This is a genomic window from Clostridium sp. DL-VIII, from assembly GCF_000230835.1.
GTDB lineage: Bacteria > Bacillota > Clostridia > Clostridiales > Clostridiaceae > Clostridium.
Genome location: NZ_CM001240.1, coordinates 2682707 through 2702878, shown reverse-complemented (window position 1 = coordinate 2702878; position 20172 = coordinate 2682707). Strand labels below are relative to the sequence as shown.

The window sequence follows — 20172 nt, the reverse complement described above, 5'->3', positions numbered from 1 at the left end:
TCAAAAATAATGTATTATTGCCTTACTAAATAGTTAACCAATATATTATGAAATACTTCCTAATTAATATCTTAATTTATCCTGAATCGCTTTTTGTTCATAGTAATGTTGTAGAATCAATGTATGCATTCTGTCATCTTGCTTAATGCCTGTAAAGTGTTCAATCGCATAAGTAATCCCTTTTTCTTTAATACACTTTTGTACTTCTACAGCCTCAACATCCTCATTATCAAGCAAGAATACTAAAGCGATGCCCTTTAGCAGATATTCATTTTTTAAATCTCTTTCCTCACATTGAACACATGGTCCTACCAATCTATCAGTAGCTCCTAATTTTCTAATTGGAGAACGTGTGACCATTGATACACTATAATCTACCCCTTCTGCCTGATACCTTCTAATACCAAATTCAACATACTCATCCATTTCATCTTCCGAGAAATCATATTTTTTACTAATTAAGTTTGCAGATTCCATCATGACACAACGAATTTGTTTAACAAATTCCTCATTTATAAATACATCACGAACGCTGTCATACCCATGTGTATAACCAAGATAACCTGCATAAGCATGCCCACAATTAATCACATACAATTTTCTTTCTATATATTTCTGTAAATTATCTGTGTAGCGTGCTCCTTGTATTGGCTTTTGTTTTGGATTGCATAGCTTAGGTTCTTCAACTGCTAATTCAAAGTAATCAGCTATATTAACTCCTAATTTGCCATCCTTTTCAAAACCTAAAACAATACGATCTACAGCTGTGTTGGGAAAAGCAGCAATCGTTTCCAACTCTTTGCTGGTAATTTCCACTCCACAATTTTTCATCGCTTCTTTAAGAATATCAGTAGCAAACATAGCGTTTTCACATGCCAATACATTTACTTTTTCTTTTCCAGCTACTAAGCGTTCCTTTAATCCTTTACATAGAACTGGAGCAATTTTAGATAAATTGTTAGCCCATACAGAAGTAGTAATAATATCCGCTTCAACAATAGCTTGAATAACTTCTTCTGCATTTTTAATTGATGAAATAGCGCTTACGTGGTCAATCACTCTTTTCTCATAGTTATGATCAATAAGGTATAGATCATAACTATTCGTATTATTAATGCTAGAAATTAAATCTTCACTTACATCTACAAAAATAACTTCATATCCTGATTGATGGAGAAGATCTCCAATAAAACCTCTTCCAATGTTACCTGCTCCAAAATGTACTGCTTTTTTCATGACTATCCACCTCTTCTTTAACAAATTAATATTGATATAAATTTTAAATAAATTTCATTGCTATAAATAACAACCCGTACACCACCACCTTTCGTGTGTTATAGCAACTCTGGGATGACACACAATGTTTAAATTCATGGATCATAACCAAATCACAGCCACAATCTAAAAATAAGCATTATAACAAAATTGTTACCTGATCTGAGCCAGGGAATATTCTTGTGAAACAAGGATATTCATGTTAAAAACTTCCATCAGCTCCACATCCGTATTTGTGTTTATATGTTGCTTTTTTTGTTTATATGTGTATTATATAGAATTAAGCATTGCAAGTCAATACCATTAATGTTTTTTTATTAATTTATTTTTTTGTTTTTTAATTATTTTGTGACTTTATTAGGAGTCGTGGCAAAAATATTGATTATTCACTTTTCTTAAGCTTCTTCTAGTATTTCCATCAGTAAGCCTAATTAATTTTCTAAATACACTTCTATTTGCAAATTTATTCATAAATAAAAACAACCTCCAATTTTATAATTGAAGGTTGTCCGTAATATTAAGTATTTATTCATTAAAAATCATTATTTTATTCAACACTAAAAAATTAAATTCTGAAAGTGAAAACTTTAAAAATTTTTAACCTTTTCTTTATATGCTAGTTTATCCAATCTTTTGATAATTGACATCGATGAAAAACTATTACTCACTAATTCCTACATACTTTGCATGCAAATTTTCTCCAACACGAAGTTTAGGTGTCGATTTTAACATTTAATATCTGGAAAACTTTGCTTGAATCGCCATTTCGCCTCTACATATATTCTTGTTAATGTATCGATATCCCCACGTCCTTCCATAAAAACAATATCAACTCATTCTTCCGGTGTGAAAAGATGCAAAGGAGCACTCAAACGACTCATTCGACCAAGCATTGCTATTTTAAGTTTCTTTTCATTCGGTAGAATTTTTATGGAGATAAACACTTCTAAAATATTTAGCTCTTAGAAATTAAAATATAACATTACTAATTCAACAAAGTTTTAACTTGTCCAGAAATTAGTGCCCTTAGTATATAGACAGCTTTATCCTTTCTATGTTCAGGAATTTCATTACCAATATAAGATGCTTGAATGCACAAGTAATCGACATACTCATCTACTGTTTTAAGTGATTGAGATAACATTCTTTCGAACTGCTGAGCAATGTTTTGTTGTACTTCAGAATCAAGTAGTAATAATAATTTTTGACAATCAAACTCACTGAGTTTAATAAGCAAGAACTTTAATACTCCCCCACTTTCTATCCATTCATGTGTATTAATATATTCCATCACCTTTTTCATACTTATAAAATTTGATATAACCATAAATGTTTCAAAATTACCACTTAATATCAACTTATCAATTGCTATATAATCTTTTTGATAACCAAAGATAGAGTATAATACATCAACAAAATACTTTTCCTTCATTACATCTTTTATCCTCGAGATTTCATTAATAAATTGAATTCTTGCTTCATCATTTAGGAAGTTCGTATTTTCTAATGTGCCATAATATTCATCTTTAAAAATATATTTAAATGATATAAAAATTGCTAGACTCAAATATCTTCTTTCAGAACATTCCTTTACTATACTTTCATTTATTGGTGAACATATATTATGAAAAATCCATTTAATTAAATCAGAAGAAATTCTATGGCCAATATTACTAATATTATAATCCGCTATGGCCTTAGCAACAAAATCCACGTTCTGTTTTTCAAGTATATTATCTTCATAATATCTAGATGAAATCAGATGTTTAAAAAAACGTACTTCTGCCTTCCATTTCCAATTATCCGGTCCTGTATATAAAATACGATAAATAATAAAAGACATAATATATTTTACTTCCATGAACTCACCTAATTTATTTATAAAACTTTGGTTAAGTTCATTATTTTTCAATCCAGTAAAGTAATGCAGTAGTTTATCCTTGAGTGATCTTTTTAATTCTTCTCTAAAATTTATATGACCTCCACATATATCTCCCCCTTGTATTTGATCATAATTCTTCTTGTCTTCCTTCCAGTTTTTAATATCTAATATATACTCGATTTTCCTATCATCCATTTGCAAGATTATTTCTTTTTCCTTTTCGAGAACTTCTATTATAAAATTACAATATCGTTCAATTATTTTTTTTCTTAACAGTTCACTGCAATAATCACTACTTTTAAACGAATAATATAGTTCCTTTATTATGAGAAGCTTACGAACTGAGTCACATAATGAAATGATATCTTTTTGAGAAGAAACAGCTTTCCAAACTTCCTCAGGAAAATCAAGGAACTCAATTTTATCTAATAATGTATTGTCATTTCCATAAACCGTCTCAAACATGGATGAAAATTTCTCTTTATCTCCATTAGATTCTTTTTGCATTAAATTAAACATAAAATCTTCTTGTCTTGTATATATTTCTAATAGCTTATCAAGCGGTAGTTCAAGCTCACTTTTCTCATAATGACTCCAAAAATTTGAATTTATTGATCGTAAGCTTGCCAATTTATAATATGAGTTTTGGTTCTCAGAACTTTCGAAAAAATTCTTTAATGGAGCCAAAATTTTTTTATCTTGGTTTTCCTTCTCCCATTGATACCATGAATATACATAGCATAATACTGAATAGAGCATTTCTTTCCTCTGTGATTTTTCTATATTTGATAAATCTTTAAATAATATTTTTACAAAATCATAATAATCTGATTTAATCGTTTTGTTAAATATAAACTCATACTCATTAAGAATATTTCTTTCAATTTGTCTGGTTATCCTGTCTTCACCCTCTTGAACATAAAAGAGTACATTACTAATCATTAGACCCTTTATAAATAAAATAATAAACTCCATCATAATGATCGTTATCGAAACATAAAAGAGTGAATCGGCATAACCATAATATTTACCTAGTAAAGACACTTTCGTGAAATCTAAAATTGAATAGACAGATAAATATAGAAGTAACATTCTAAATAATGTCGAATTGAATACTCTATATTCAAAACTGTCCATCAGAATTAATTTTATTTTACTTTTTCCCCAATAAATATCTCTATTATTCGTTGCTGAATAGCTAATTAAGAATTGTATAAACGAAACAAATATTCCATACATAGTATAAATAGCTACAGTTAAAACTATTGAATCACAATCAGGAATTCGTATAAACTGCTTTTTTTCTTGAAGCCCAGTAAATACGAACAATAAAATTATAGTTGTATATCTAATAAGCAAATTTGTAAGATTACTTATTTTAGGATGTTTTAGTTCAAAGTCTCTTTCTCTAAATCTAAACCTTATCTGCGTCATTTTTTTATCTATCAAAATAAATAGTAAATATATGACTATAGCATATATAAAAATAATTGATATATTATCCATATAATCCTCCTTGCTGCATATGCACGTATTACTACCAATCTGACTATAATGCATTTTATATAACTTGTCTTAATTAATTTTCATTACCAGTAAACCAGTATAAAATACAAGTGTTGATTTTAAGGTATTATAAGATTTTAAAATCTCCAACATATACTGAGAAGATTTCACTAATCTCAACGTCAGATATTTCACTCATTGCAATATCTAATAGCGTATTAACATCAATCATTTTTGACCTCTAAAATGCAATAACAATATAAACATACTGCTGTTATGATTGTATATCTTTAGAACACTTGTTTCAACAAAAAACATTAAATTTTCCCATATTTTATTATATTATTTCTGTAACTGATAAGGTTTATATTGATTTAGTATAAACTTTATCTTAAAACGTATAATAAGATTAATAACCAAATGAATGGGAGGATTTAAATGAAAATATTAAAAAGGATCTTAAATCTAACTTTACTTACAATTATATTGATTATAGAGCTAGAAAATAAGTTTTATATAGTTGCAGGCGCTAGCACAGGCTATCGCCAAGAGCTTCCCATTAGAATAGGCTTATTTACAAGGGATCTTAATGATGATTATATTATACTTCTTCGCAAAAATTTTGAAGATATTCAAAAGAATAATCTAGGAAAAGTTGTATTTACTTTTTACAATGCCAATTTCAACCAATCAACACAAAACTCAGATATTGAAAATGAACTTAAGAAAGGCATTGATCTTATATTATTAGATATGGTTAATCTAATTGAAATAGAAGGAATGATTAATACAATTTCACAGCATAACGTCCCAGTAGTAGTCTTTAATAGAGAACCATTTACAATGGCCCCTATTAAATCTTATAAAAAAGCTTTTTATGTAGGAACAGATTCAAAACAAGGCGGTACTATACAAGGAAGAATGATTGCCGATGCCTGGAAAAATCATAAACAATTAATTGATAAAAACCAAGATAATGTGTTGCAATATATATTGCTAATTGGTGAAAAACTTAATCAAACAGCTATCAATAGATCAGCATATTCCATCTCAACTATTCAAAAAGCTAATATAAAAATAGAAGAGCTTGCATCACCTATTTTACATTGGGACACAAAATCAGCTGAAGACACCGTTAGCGCATTGTTTCTCAGATATGGTAACAAAATAGAAGCAATAATTTCAAATGATGATTCCATGGCGATTGGTGCTATTCAAGCACTTCAAAAATATGGTTATAATTTAGGAGATAAGGAAAAAACAATAGTAGTTGTTGGGCTAGATGGAGTATCTGAAGCTAAAGATCTAATTTCAAAAGGCTTTATGTTAGGTACTGCTTCACAAGATACTGCTGATATGACTAATACAATTTATGCCGTAGGAATGAACTTAGTTTATGATAGAAATCCTGTTGAGGGTGTACCATATAAATTAGATGAAACAGGAGTGGCAATTTTTCTTCCATATGAAGAATATACAGGGCCAATGTTTCAACAAAAAATTAGCTAATAATATATTTTTTTAAAGATTTAAAAATTAATTGAAATTTAATTAAACAGAGTATAATAATAGTAGTATTATACTTAATCTAAACTAAGCTTTAATTGGGTGAATCTCTATTTTACTTTCTCTAAAGAACAGAAAACTATCACCTTTTATATTTCTTTAATGAAATTCTGTAATTCAATAATTTCAAATCCCATAGTAGCATGCGATCTTATCCTTACAATAATGTTATTTTAGAAATTGAGTGATGTAGATACTAATATCAATAGGTTTTTACTATTAAATAAAAAGGGGAAAGTGAGTTTATAAATCAAATATTTAATGAAAACAAATTTATAGGTGATATTTTAGTAAATTATCATCTTAATAGATTAAAAAATATAAGTCTTTTAATTTATAAAACATAAAAAGGGCTTGTTAATCACTCTATTCGAATGAAGCAAACCCTTTCGGATTTAAATAATCATCCAGTTCTCATCCTTTTCCAATATCAAATCAAACTGTGAAATTTGAGTTACTTTTGTCTGCTGGTCAAGATATTTCACTGATACGGATACCTGCACTTGATTTCCTTTCTTTTTATAGACAGGATTTAGCAATTCTGAAAACACATAGTCTTTACCTATTGGCTTTAATACCTCATTCTTTACATAGTAGGACAGTTCCTTCTCTGTTGCTGTTGGGTAAAGTTTAAAAAATGTCTTTAGAAATTCATTAATTTCTCCTGTCGTAGTAGAGTCCACTGTTCCGTCATTTTCATTTGCCTTTGGCTCATAATCAGATTTTGTAGGTATGCTACAAATAGTCGGATTCTTTATGATAACCATACTTCCAGAATCATCTGCATATACTACCACTTCATAGGCGGATCGAACTACTTTCTTATTTTCACTCTCTGTAATAAGCTGATCTACAGTAAAAGTCACTTGAAACTGCTTTTCATCCTCCTGCTTAATAGACCAAATTTGAACATCTTGAACTGTTGAGCTAACAGGTATATCCCTTCTGACAGTATCAACATTTAGTGTCTGCAATTCCTCTGTGAGATAATTTTTAATTGCTTCATTTCTATTTTCAATAGAAGCCTGTAATGGCTCCCATGTATAGTAATCCTTCGCAAAATTCTTCACGAAATTTTCTATCTTATGAGTATCAACAATTTCTTTATCAACAATTTTTGTTTCATGGACTGTGTTAATGTTTATTGCAGTAAAGTTTTTATAAACTGCAAAACAAAAACTAACTATAAGAAGTAACCACAATGCTATTACAGTTTTCTTATGTGTATTTACTTTATATACTCTCAGCTTTTTAGTTTTAGGCTGCTTTACTTTCTTTTCTCTCTTTATAAGATTCATATACTTTTCATCCTTCTTTCTATTTTTGAATTCTTCCTGCACCGACTAAGTGTTCCTGCCAGTATGAACTTGTTAAATCTGCATATCCTATAGGATCACCGGCATGGAACATACTATTATTTCCTTGATATATTCCAATATGAGTAATATAAGTTCCGGCTTCATATGTTGAATGAAAAAAGACCAAATCTCCAGGTTGTGCTTCAGATAGCGGAATATGCTCCGTAGCATCATACTGTTCCTGTGCTGTTCTAGGTAAGTTTATACCAGCTTTTCCGTAGCACCATTGGACAAGTCCACTGCAATCAAAAGAAGTTGTCGGATTATATCCACCATATACATACTTCCAACCTTCATATTTCAAGGCTTCATCCATAATATTCTGTACCGTAGCATCATCAAATTTTTCTGTGGTCAAATACTCTGACACAAGCATAAAATAAAACATGTTCCCATAGCTGTACTTCCAACCACCATTTTCTCTAACAGCTATTGGATTATCATAATTTACTTTGTTGTCTCTAGACTTGTCATTTGCAAAGCTCTCTGCAAGCTCAAAAGTGTATTTATTTCCTCGACTTGCCACGTAATCAATGAAACTACTGCCGTAATTATAAGATTGGACAACTGTGTTAATATCGCAATCTTTATTTTTAGCGACTTTAAGCAGAGAAGCAAAATACTTGCAACCCTGCCTTATAGATTCCTCTGCATTTAATGTATTAGCTGGTAATCCCATAGATTCGCTTGACTGCATAACATCTTGAATTATACCGCCTGATTCTACTTGCATAATAGCAAGTAAATAATTGATGTATTCCTCAATTCCAAACTCTTTGGCATATTTCTCAACTATAGGTTCATATGCCAATACCTCCGCTGATACACTGACTCCACCATATTTAATGTTTGAATTCCCACCATTTTCTTCATCTGAGAAAAGGATAGCAACAAGCAAAAGCATTGAAAATATCAGTGCAAAAATACTAGAGATCATAATAATGATATATTTCGCTTTCATTTCTTCTGACCTCTCTTCTTAATGGCTGTAGCAGCATTAGCGATTTTTACTTTTTTCTGATTGCCTATTCCACGTTTAACGGTAATTTTGTGTTCTTTTATAAATTGCCTTTGAGGTGTTTTTTCTGTTGATGCAGGATAAACAACTTTTTGTGGCTGTTTATTTATACTAAAGGCTCGCTTATTCTGACTATCAGATACACATTTGCGTTCTGCTTTAATTGAAGCTTTCTCTGGTTTTATAAGCTTACGTTCTTTTTTTGATGATTGTTTATCTACATTACCGCCATTTGGTTGTTCAATAGATTCTTTAACAATTCTTTTATTCGGTCTGTCAGTAAATTTTCTATCATTAGTACTAGTAGATCCTGTAGCTCTTCGTATATTCTCTATTTTGTCATTTTTACTAGGACAATCCGTTCTTCCCTGTATATCAGCCGTAGCAGGTCTTTCATGATTGGAATAAGCTCCATTTCTCGGTTCTGTAGCATTTTTAGCTTTACGTTTATGTTCTTGTTCCATCTTTGAGCGGCGCTCCGCAATCGTCATTCTTCTTTGATCCTGCTTATCTTTTCTTCCTTGCTGTCTTGCTTTTCTTGTATCTGTAACGCTGGTTTTAAAGTCAGAAATTCCATCTACAATCTTCGATTTTCCATGATGCAAAGCATATTTCGCATTTACTGGCAAATCTTCTGCCTGTTCTTTAAACTGTCCTGCGGTATCTTTAATACGATCTTTTGTATCCATTACTGTACCCGCTGCTTGTCCAACTTGTTTCCCAAAAGATGTTTTTTGAGTATTTCCGTCTGGTCTGGTGTGATCTGCTTGTCTAGTTCTTGAAGCAGAAGTTCCATAATCTTTACTGGATTTTTTACCTGCATTTGATTTCTTTCCATTGTCTGAAATCGAACGCCTAAGTTTATACTGTAAGCGATGCATATGAGCTAGCATTAACATACGAGGTCTTCTTAAAATTTGTCTTCCCATACTTTGAGATTCACCGCTTTGAAGTGAAAACATGCTCATTAAATCTCCTAATTTAAAATAGATACCTGCAAAAGTTACTATCTGCAAAAAGGCTATCAAAAAGAACGGATAGCCAGTAGACAATGTGTAAAGCATAGTAGAGATACTAAAGGCAGTTGTAACTATCAGCGTAATACCAGCTCTTGACATAATAGTATTAAATAATTTTGTGATAGCACGCCTTGTCATGCTTTCAAAGGTAGGTATCATGCTTAAAAGAAAGCTGACAGGTAAAAACATTGCATAAATAATAAACAGTACCTGTGAAAAAATCATGATACCAGTAAGCAGAAACACAAAGGCAGAAATTCCAATATTAAAAATAAAGAGAAAGAATACCATACCTAAACGGTTAATGGTTTTTGTAATAGTAAGATTTGTATTTTTTCTGTCCTCTATTTCAGACTTTACTATTTCCTCTCTATCTTTACCGTTGTTAGCATCTGGACTTGTAGAAAGCAGCTTTTCTACTCTATTTTCGCCAATAGCTTTTATATCAGAGTTATCATATTGTAGTAACAGCCACGGTTGTTGTACCTGTATAGAAAATAAACTGTCTCGAATAAGATCTACACTATCTTTACCTTGACTTTTAGAGTTTGGCATAACGATTTTCGTACCCATTGATAAACTGGCATTACTAATATCAGCAGAAAAGCCATTTATTTTTTCTATATAGTCTGGCGCATAGGCAATAAATGCCGCTGAGAGTATAAACACCACCACAAAATTAACAGATGCATGAATAGCTTTTGTAGTTTCCCTTTTGATAAGCCCTATATAGGCAACATAAATGCCAAGTATCAAAATGAGAATCAATAAAAATCCTCCATAGAAACCATCTGTAGAAAAACCATTTATGCTAATACCTGCTATAGTCTGCATATTCTTTCCAATGGAATCTGCTGTTACTGATATGAAATCTAGAGAATATGCTTCCTGTACAAGATAACCTGTGGCATTTGATAAAAAAAGGCTTATGGTCCATATGAAATTTGTAATTGCATACAGGCCATACATAACTTGTTTTCCAATGCCATCAAGCCAATTCCAAGGAAGCCAATCCCAACTATTATCTACGTAAAAATCAAGCTGATAATTATCAAGTGGATACTTGCTGTATTCATTACCGGCTTTAATAGTATCATCAACAAGTCCCGCCGCATGTGCTACTGTCCCCACTATTGCTAATATAAAAATAACAATCACTAATACTACAAGTATAGTAATTGCTATTTTAGCTATCTTTTCACATTTGCATTTATGATTATTGGTTTGTTTCTTCTTCACTTATCCCACCTCTCTTTTTACTGGTGGACGTGTATCAAACGCATGTAGCAATTCTTCAAAAATTGGATGGAATTGTATTACTCCAACTCTACCATATAAATCACTGAATAGGCACTGTCCATTTTCCAGATCACGTAAGCGTTTTTGGTTATTTTCATCCTCCTTATCCACTCCAAAAAATTCTAAAGTTTTCTTTATCTCATTAATATCTGTAGAACGAAAGGCAAATTTTAATCCTAAATTATTTTTAAGCTTTTCATCCAATAGATCAGTAGTATTTTGAGTTACAAAATATACTCCTGCATTCATAGCTCTACCAGCTCTTACAAGCTTCATTGAAAGTGTTTTTCCTTGTGCTACCTGTAAGAAACTCCATGCTTCGTCAAGGTCTACAATTTTAAAAATGCTACGATCAGAATGTATGAAGTCAAGAGCAAAAGTACTAATAACAATTAACATAGCCACTGAAAGAAGTTCCATTGTGGTATATTCTTCAAATGAGGTTTCCTTATCTGGAAGCACTAAATCAGCAACTTGTATAATATTTAGCTGTTTTTCTAAGCTAATAGATTGAGAAATAGAACCATCTGAAAATAGCAAATGTGCAAAGTCATAATCTATAAATGATTCTATATGCTCTGCAATACTATTACTTATTGCAGTATTTTCAGCTCTCAATTCATCTATAACAAGTAATAATCCTCTTTTTTCACTCTTTGTCACAGCTCTTATTGCTTTTCTTAATACTGGAAACTTCTCACCATCACGAGAAGAAATACCTGTAAGAAAGGTTAATATATCAATCGCTAAACTTTCAGAATCTTTTGGTCTTTTCATAATCACATAAGGGTCAAGCAGTCCTTTATTACTTTCTTCGCTTGTAAGATTTACGATATTAATTTCCTTCGCAATTTCAGGTAGCGTTTCTTTCCAGCTTCCACGTTCAGATTTAGGATCTACAATAACAGCCTGTGCTCCAAATAATACAGAATAATATATAATCATATTATTAGAAAATGATTTTCCACCACCTAAAGAACCGACAAATGCAGCAGCCAGGGCATTAGTAACAGAACCTTTAACACCTTGACTTGCAAGGGCGGGTTTTAAATATACATTTCGTCCTGTATCAAGGTTATACCCTATATAAATCCCTTCTGTTTCCCCGAGCATTTGAGTTGCTCCAAAGCCTAAACCAGCAAGAAAATCAGAAGTAACATATTGTATATAATCATTCATATATCTTTTGCTTGCAGGAATGAATTCATTGTTCAGGCCCATCATATCTCCAAAAGGTCTTGCAAGTTTAACATTCAAATCGTCGTAAAAGTCTTTTACTTCATTACATCTACGCTTTAATTCATCTAGGTCTGGCGCGGATACCCTTATGACATAACTAAGTTTATACATAGATTCTTTACTCTGGTCTAAGTTTGTTTCTAACTCATTTACACTGTCCAAAGCTTCCATAACATTTGAGCTTGTTTCTGTATCACTTTCTAAAGCATGATTATCAAGATCTTTTAATTCCTTTTTTTTATTACGAATGGTAGACAAAGCTTTCTTATTCGCTACTATTTCGACGTTCATACTTGTATCAATAGGAAAAGTGAATTGTTGTTGCTGATAATAAAAAATCTCAGAAGATGGAAAGTCTAATTCTCCTACAATAGAGTTGATTGTAAAGTAAGCCACATATACCGTTGATTCCTCATGTTCAATTTTTAAGTAACGCTGATTTTCTTCAATCAAGCAACGAGTAGGTTTCAATAAGTCGTAGCGTTTTACCAAAGTCTCATGCTTAAACTTCTTACTAGGCAAGTAATATTCATAATCTTCATAGGCTGTTCCAGTCTGACCATATAAATGTTCAATAAGATAACCGAAATCATTTTTATCTAAGCGTCGAACTTTAAAACGGCGAGAAATTTTATTCTCCAATAATTTCTCCATCTTTGTAAAACGTCCAATTTCATTATTACTCATTGACACGAAATCGCCCATAAATTTATGGTTTACATCCTTTAAGAAATCAGAAAGTGCGTTTGCTGCTTCCTGCCTAATATTCTTTATTGTTACTTCCTGATCATTTAACAGAAGCTTAAAGCCAAGAACAAAAGTGTCTGCGACACGCTCCTTCGGAGAAATTATTAATAGTTAAATTAAAAACCATAGAGATTGCTGTTCCTCTATGGTTTTCTTCTTATAGTTTATAACTTTTGCCATATACCCCATTGTATTCTTTAGGTCTCATAACTCCACCACATTTTTCGCATGAAAAACAAGGCGGTTCATCTATATTACTTTGATCCATCTCATCAAAGTATTCTACAACCTCCCTAGGTATATTTTCTGTTATTCCACAATTTAAACATTTATATGGTATTATATCTTTCACTTAACATCCCTCCAACTATGTTGTTGTCGGCTTTATTTTACCATATAGTACTCCTTTTGCAATTGCATATATTTCCAGGATGTTTTCTAATTTTTCTTTCCCTTCACTTATAAATTTATCTTTAAAATATTCTCGCATCGAGCCGTATCGTGGATACACTATATCATTAAATCTCATCTTACCACCACATTTAGAACATTTGCATGGATCTACCCCAAAAGACGCAAGAATTCGATATTCCCACTTTTCTATTGATTTCTTAATTTGTATTATTTTCTTATCTATCATCTTGATAAATTGATCTTTATCCTTACATCTCCTCGAATACAGTCCAAAATATCTCACCATTTTAAAATTCTTGTCTGGTATATGTATTATAACTTTTTTTATAAACTCAAAGACTGGCACTTTCTCTATTATTTCTTTATTGTCTTCATGTCTTTTATATTTAAATGTTACACTTTCACCATCATACGCAATTATTCTTGATTCTGCTATCGCAGGTCGTCCAACATATCTTCCAATATATTTTGCAGCTATCTTTGCTGATTTTATTTCATTTTTAGCATGAACATAAAATCCATCTTTATTATTTTTATATATTTTGTTCTTTAATCGTCTAAAACTATCTTTATTTCCTTCTCTTTTTATTATTTCATCTAATAATATTTTTTGCCATCTCTTTCTTAATGCTTCATACGAAAAATATTTAAAATTTCTCCAGGTAGTTAGCTTACCCTTTCCACCTTCTGTAACCATCATGTGGACGTGGGGATTCCACTTTAAATCTCGTCCAAAAGTATGTATAACTGCTATAATTCCAGGTATAAATTCTTCTTTTTTATTTTGCTTATACATCCAACTCGTAACAGCTTTAGCTGCACATTGCGGAAGTAACTTCAGCCTATCTCTTTCTCTTCCGAAGTAATTTCTAAGTTCCTCTGGTATTGTAAATACCATATGTCTATGCTTTACATTTATTAATTTTCCCAGCATTCCATTAACCCAATTATCAACATAAACCTTTCCACATGATGTACAAAATCTACTTTTACAAGTGAACCCAACTTTCTTTATTTCGCCACATTCCTTACATTTTAATTCAATATAACCATTACTTATATCCTTGCATTTCATAACTTTTTTTACTTCTGCAATAACACTAGGTCTAATTCTGTTTTTATATCTTTTATAAAATTCATTCCAATTTTCCTCTAATATTCTTCTTAATTTACTCTTAATCATTTCATCAATTTACCACATATATTTTTCTAATGCAAGTCTACGCCGCGCTTTCAGCGAGCGCGATTTTTATACTTTCCTATACAATAAAAAAGCGATAATCAATCTGATTATCACCAATCATAGAAATTAAAGCCTCTGTTTGCTCGTCTATTTTTTCATATGCAACTTCTTTAAGCCTTCCTGTTACTTCCTGCTTTGAGCGTTCCTGCGTCGCTCTTATGCTAGATTCGGTACTAATCTGCAAGGCATGAATTTTACCATCACGATTTTGTGCTATTAGTTGACGAAAGCTATCATGCACAATAAATTTCTGCTCTGCTGACAGAAAAGAATAATTATATGGTATAAGCTCATAGTAAGCAAAACATTCTCCATCATGATTCAATACTAAATTATTTTCAATATATTTAATCGGATATGCCATAAATTTCACTCCTTACTATAGTGATTTCTTCATTTATTTTCTGCTTATGCAGCTTTACTGGTTTTCCCGCATAAGTAACTTTATGCCTGATAATATAGGTGATAGCAGATTTTAAAAATCCATAAGGTTTCTTTCCATCAAAGGTCTTCTGACACATAAACCAAGTAATAGCTACAGGAATTCCAAAATATTTTAAAAAAGCCCCATTTATCATAGAGAGTGGTGGTACATTTCCTAGTAACATAACTGCAAACAGTGACAGCACAAACCATGTCATTTGAGTAAAAGTAATTGGAAACGGTAGCTTAAAATCATTTATGGAATACAGTACTTTTTCTACTGACCATATACTTGTATAGCTTCGTATTTTTTTCATATAATACTCCTTTCTTTTTTGCATAAAAAAGGCAGCTCCATAAATAAGAGCTGCCCTGTAAAATCTATTATTAATCACCCACTATTTAATTGTTATCCTATATATTCAAAAATGCCATGAGCTGTAACAAGAAAATTTCCTTCTATCTCTAGATCTCTTCCGTAGGCTTCGTAGTCGATATAGTTTTGCAAACTGGCTGGAATTTCTCCTAAAGTTCCTGTTTCCTCAATAAGATAACGCGCTACATCTTCCATATCATCACAGTCTGGGTAATAGATAATGTCATCAACATGCTCTGCCATTTCTTCAAAGCTGCTAAAGAAGTTATTTTGAATCTCTCTCATTTCAAGTTCAATAGGCGTTCCTTCTAATTCTTCAGCTAAAGCACATAAACGGTTAACTTCTTCAATTGGAGTATATTCATCAATGTCAAAAGGAAGTTCAAAATCATGTATAGCATATTCTTCATATTCACCATTTAAACCTATTTTTTCTTTCATATCTTCTATGTCAATAGGTGGAGTAAACCATTCTCCAACAAGTTCTCCTTCATTGTATTTACCTAAATTAGCAATGTAAACCCGCATCTCCATTCTGATACCTCCTAAGCACCTATAATTTTATTGAATAGTTCTAATAAGATATCCTTAACACCTGAAGCATTAAATACAAGTCCAACAGCAATTAAAGCAATAACTAAGAACCCTATAAGCTTTGAGAATTCTCGCTTAAAGCCTAAGTAAACTCCAATAACCACAATCGCCATAAGTACCAAAGATTGCGCGTTTGATAAAAACCAATTATATAGATTCTGTCCGAAATTCATAAAACTTCTCCTTCCCTTATTTAAATTCTTTTATATAAATCTGCTTATATAGGGTCAGTTATCATCTCCCCAACCGCAGCTGCCTGCTGTTTTAATATTTTCTCATGTCTTTCTGTAAGCTTTGCATTAGTGATAATCTCATTTATAATCTGCGTATCATTAATTTCATCAAGCTTCATAGCCATCTTTAAGGTTGGAGCAACTTGACGAGAAATCCAATTCAAAGTTCGTCTAAATGAGTACGGCTCTGGCTTTGTAGTAAGCTTCATAGATTCTCTATTTTCTCCAATGAACCACGCCCATTCATCATTTAATTTCCACTCACTGCGAGACTTTCCATCCTCTTTATCCACAAAACGAATATAGCGATTGATAATTTTAAAAGCAGTACGTTCTGGATTATCATAAAACATCAAATCACGAATAGCATAATAAGCTCTTTCATTCTTAAGTCGTATTTCAAAACGATTTTTTACTTCTGCATCTTCTATTGGAATATCATTTTTCTTGTACTGTTCATAATCCTTTTCATAAATGCACAAATAAACTTCGCTCTTCAAAGAACCAATATACAGTGTATTTCCCATACACTCTTTTTCATCCTTACGAACCAATTCACCGCTGCGGTAATTCTTAAAGCTGCGAAACACGGAAATACATTCTTCCTTCCTACACTTTTCTGTAAGACTGGGAATATTTAAAATTCCCGTCCTGTCATTTATGGCGAGGTCAAGCCGCTTCATTACGCCTCCTTCTGCCAGTGCATCCATAAAAAATTCATACCAGCTCCGCTTTTGTGCCAGCAGATAATTTTCAAACTGACGGCAGCCACGCCCTTTTAGTTCTAGTAGTACTCCCTTTTCTTCTTCGCCAGATACCAGTACAAAAATATCACCTATACAGTAATGCTCTGAATAAGAGTAAAAACCGTAATCCTCATGAAGCATATAGGATAGTTTAAGTCTCAAAATATCTTCTACGACATGCTTAACATCAAGCGTCGGAAAGCGAATCCTCACATAGTCAAATAGCATTTCTAGTGGTGCATCTGGATTAAAACGTTCGAGCGCTTCCATAATAGATGTTTGAATTTCTACGGATGGAAAAGCCTTACCTGTTTCAATATCACTTAAATATTGTCTTGTAATACCAACAGCTATCGCAAGCTTGTTTTGTGAAATACCATAATCAGCTCTTTTCTCTTTTAATTCTTTTATCCACGTGCTTTCCTCCAATCAAAATCCCTCCAATTGAAAAAGCGCATATCAACTTTAAATAATTCGTTGACATACGCCTTGTTTTGTAACATTCTTTGCAAGAATGAGATATTTTATTGAACCCATGCGCCTGTTGAATCTAAATAGTAACCATCTATTGTTATATCATGGGCCATAACTCCTGATATCTGTAAGTAATACCATGTTCCATCTGCATCTTCAAACCATCCAATAGCCATAACTCCATTTGATCCTAAGTAGTACCAGACTCCATTATAATTTAACCAACCTATTTTCATTGATCCATCTGAGTTTAAATAGTACCAATTGTTATTCCATTTAAGCCATCCTATTTCCATAGCTCCTTGTGATCCATTCTCATTTGGATTTAGATAATAATATTTTCCATTCCATTGTATCCAACCGGTCTGCATTGCTCCTAAAGTTTTGCCACCGCTTTCATTCAAGTAATACCAATTGTTGTTCCAGAGTAACCAACCAGTTGCTAAACTTCCATCACTCTTAAAGTAGTACCATAATGCATTAATTTCTATCCAACCTGTAATCATTTTTCCGTTAGCATCATAGTAATGCCAAATACCATTTATATTTCTCAAACCATTGGATTCATTTTTCGTATCTGATGTTGTTGTATTTGATTGATTCTGTGTATTAACTTCATCATCTGTTGAGCTATGTGATGATGTTCCCCCACTACTACTGCCACCAGTAGATTGCTTAACAAGCTTATCAATTACTAAGTTAACTTCAACATTTACACTCTTAGCTCCATTGCTAACTATAATTGTTCCTGTTATTGCTCCAGTATTAGAATAATCTGCATCCTTTTTAGTAAACGCTTGCCCTTCACCTGTTCCAAATGCCATTGAAATATTGCTATTAGTAATATTAGTTTTAACTGCATCTATAATATTTTGTTCTGTAGTATTATTAGTTGCTTTAATGTTTCCTAATGCAGCTTCTATACTAGCTTGAGTATCCTGTAATTCTTGATTTATTTCATTTTCAATTTTATTTAGCTCATCTTGTAAGTTACTTTTATCTTGACCATCAGGCAATTTATTAATATCTTGTTGTGCACTATCAGCATCATCTTGACTTTTAGTTTGCCCTGCTTTATCAACTGCCTGCGCTGCATCGATTATTGCTTGTACTGAATCTAATCTATCTTTTAAATCTGTCTTCTCTTGACTATCCGTCAATAGATCTACAAGTGCTTTAGCTACATCTACATCCGATTGAGTCTTTGAGCTTTCTGCCTTTTCAACTGCTGTTAAAGCATTAATTATTTCTTGCACTACATCTAATCTACCTTCTAATCCTGCCTTATCTTCACCATCTGGTAATGCATATACAAGTTTCTTAGCTGCGTCCACATCTGATTGAGCTTTTGATCCTTCTGCTTCTTCAACCGCTGTTACAGCATTAATTATCGCTTTTATTACATCTAATCTACTTTCTAAATCTGTCCTATTTTGACTATCTGATAATGCATCTACAAGTGTTTTAGCTATATCCACATCAGATTGAACTTTTGATGCTTCCGCTTTTTCAACCGCTGTTCTAGCACTGATTATCGCTTGCACCACATCTAATCTTTCCTTTAAGTTTGTCTTATCTTGACTATCTGGTAATGTGCTTACAAGTTCATTAGCCGCATCTACATCCAATTGTGCTTTTGAATCTTCTGCCTTTTCAACAGCCTTGGTTGCTTCTGAGACCTGATCTATATATTCTTGAATTACATCAAGTCGAGTTTGTAAGCTAGTTTTAGTATTGCATAAAGGCAATTTATTAATTGCTATTTGCGCACTATCTACGTCAGCTTGCAATTTACTTGATTCAGCTTTGGCAACTGCATTTTGAGCATCTGTTAAATCAGCGCTATTAAGTTGTAATTTTGCAATTGTAATATTTACTGGAACATTAGTGCTTGAAGATCCGTCACTAACATAAATCTTTCCTGTTATTAAACCTGCTATATCATAAGTTGCTTTTTGTATTTGAAAAGCATCTGAGTTACTTCCAAAACCAATAGTAATACTACTATTGGTAATATTAGTTTTTACGGCATTTATAATATCCTCTGCTGTTGTATTATTATTAGCTACAAAATTTCCTAATGAAGCTTGAATTTTAGTTGCAGCACTATTTACACTCTGAACCAATTTAGCTATTGGTAAATTAAAGTTTACAGTTTCAGTTCCGCCATCTGAATATGATATAACTGCTGTTCCACTAATTGAGCCTGAACTGATTTCTGTAGCCAAACTTGGATTCCATGCTGTAATTCTAGCACTTCCACCTAATCCTCCTTGGATTATTATATTGTTTAATACATCTTGCTGACTTGTACTATTAGTTGCACTACTCATATTTAAATAAGCTGATGCATAATTAATAGTGAATGGATGTACCTGCCATCTACTATCTGTTAGGTATGAGTCTGGATAATCATCATAGTTAAATGTGTAAATGCAACCTGAACCAGTTATTCTTGGCACTGTATAAATAGCATCAACATTTTCTGCTGATCCACTATCACCTCGATCAAATACTACTGCCCCATTAATTGTAATTACAATGCTAGTATGATGACTATCACTATGACCATTATAGGTCTCTTTAACTTCAAAAGTATCTCCTGGATTATATGAACCTTGTATTCCAAGATAACCTGCGGTTGTAACACTTCCACTGCTTGTAGCTGCTAAGGCTGTAATAGCAGTATTAGGTATAACCCTAAATATAATACTTAATACTAACAATCCAGATATAAATTTTCTTTTCATTATCATTTCA

Annotated in this window: 13 protein-coding genes and 2 pseudogenes; 1 reads left to right on the top strand and 14 read right to left on the bottom strand. The window is 32.0% G+C overall.

The features are described 5' to 3' along the window. Positions 1–63: 63 nt before the first annotated feature. Positions 64–1236, bottom strand: a complete 1173-nt coding sequence (locus tag CDLVIII_RS12370) for a mannitol-1-phosphate 5-dehydrogenase (RefSeq protein ID WP_009169784.1) — start codon at positions 1234–1236, stop codon at positions 64–66. A 1024-nt stretch (positions 1237–2260) separates the two neighbouring features. Then, the gene (locus tag CDLVIII_RS12365) at positions 2261–4663 is read right to left on the bottom strand and encodes a hypothetical protein (RefSeq protein ID WP_009169782.1); all 2403 of its coding nucleotides are present in this window, start codon (positions 4661–4663) and stop codon (positions 2261–2263) included. A gap of 438 nt (positions 4664–5101) precedes the next feature. Here CDLVIII_RS12365 and CDLVIII_RS12360 point away from each other — a divergent pair, with 438 nt between their 5' ends. Then, the gene (locus CDLVIII_RS12360) at positions 5102–6172 is read left to right on the top strand and encodes a galactose ABC transporter substrate-binding protein (RefSeq protein ID WP_009169780.1); all 1071 of its coding nucleotides are present in this window, start codon (positions 5102–5104) and stop codon (positions 6170–6172) included. Between the two features lie 452 nt (positions 6173–6624). On the opposite strand, the gene CDLVIII_RS12355 is transcribed toward CDLVIII_RS12360, so the two are convergent. The 12 genes and pseudogenes from CDLVIII_RS12355 to CDLVIII_RS12300 all read right to left on the bottom strand — a co-directional run bounded on the left by CDLVIII_RS12355 (position 6625) and on the right by CDLVIII_RS12300 (position 20162). Next, positions 6625–7527, bottom strand: a complete 903-nt coding sequence (locus tag CDLVIII_RS12355; protein WP_035302250.1) for a conjugal transfer protein — start codon at positions 7525–7527, stop codon at positions 6625–6627. A gap of 19 nt (positions 7528–7546) precedes the next feature. After that, the gene (locus CDLVIII_RS12350) at positions 7547–8548 is read right to left on the bottom strand and encodes a bifunctional lysozyme/C40 family peptidase (protein ID WP_009169778.1); all 1002 of its coding nucleotides are present in this window, start codon (positions 8546–8548) and stop codon (positions 7547–7549) included. Beyond that, on the bottom strand, positions 8545–10803 hold the full coding sequence (locus tag CDLVIII_RS12345; protein WP_347462525.1) for a YtxH domain-containing protein: 2259 nt from the start codon (positions 10801–10803) through the stop codon (positions 8545–8547). Before CDLVIII_RS12345 ends, CDLVIII_RS12350 begins: the two co-directional genes overlap by 4 nt. A gap of 60 nt (positions 10804–10863) precedes the next feature. Then, a pseudogene (locus CDLVIII_RS12340) lies at positions 10864–12981 on the bottom strand (ATP-binding protein); the annotation flags it as partial. Between the two features lie 85 nt (positions 12982–13066). Then, positions 13067–13261: a hypothetical protein gene (locus CDLVIII_RS12335; RefSeq protein ID WP_009168857.1), complete on the bottom strand. Its 195-nt coding sequence runs from the start codon at positions 13259–13261 to the stop codon at positions 13067–13069. 15 nt (positions 13262–13276) lie between these two features. Then, the gene (locus CDLVIII_RS12330) at positions 13277–14506 is read right to left on the bottom strand and encodes an IS91 family transposase (RefSeq protein WP_009168856.1); all 1230 of its coding nucleotides are present in this window, start codon (positions 14504–14506) and stop codon (positions 13277–13279) included. 82 nt (positions 14507–14588) lie between these two features. Further along, positions 14589–14930: pseudogene (locus CDLVIII_RS12325) on the bottom strand (ATP/GTP-binding protein); the annotation flags it as partial. Then, the gene (locus tag CDLVIII_RS12320; RefSeq protein ID WP_009169776.1) at positions 14914–15306 is read right to left on the bottom strand and encodes a conjugal transfer protein; all 393 of its coding nucleotides are present in this window, start codon (positions 15304–15306) and stop codon (positions 14914–14916) included. The pseudogene CDLVIII_RS12325 and the gene CDLVIII_RS12320, both read right to left, overlap by 17 nt. Before the next feature lie 92 nt (positions 15307–15398). After that, positions 15399–15899, bottom strand: coding sequence for an antirestriction protein ArdA (locus CDLVIII_RS12315; RefSeq protein WP_009169775.1), 501 nt, complete (start codon positions 15897–15899; stop codon positions 15399–15401). Positions 15900–15910: 11 nt separating this feature from the next. Continuing rightward, entirely contained in the window at positions 15911–16132 is a 222-nt protein-coding gene (locus CDLVIII_RS12310) for a hypothetical protein (RefSeq protein WP_009169774.1), read from the bottom strand. 44 nt (positions 16133–16176) lie between these two features. Then, a complete protein-coding gene (gene mobT, locus CDLVIII_RS12305; RefSeq protein ID WP_009169773.1) occupies positions 16177–17367 on the bottom strand; it encodes a MobT family relaxase in 1191 nt (396 codons plus the stop codon). A gap of 95 nt (positions 17368–17462) precedes the next feature. Next, positions 17463–20162: a hypothetical protein gene (locus CDLVIII_RS12300; RefSeq protein WP_186005562.1), complete on the bottom strand. Its 2700-nt coding sequence runs from the start codon at positions 20160–20162 to the stop codon at positions 17463–17465. Between the last annotated feature and the right edge of the window lie 10 nt (positions 20163–20172).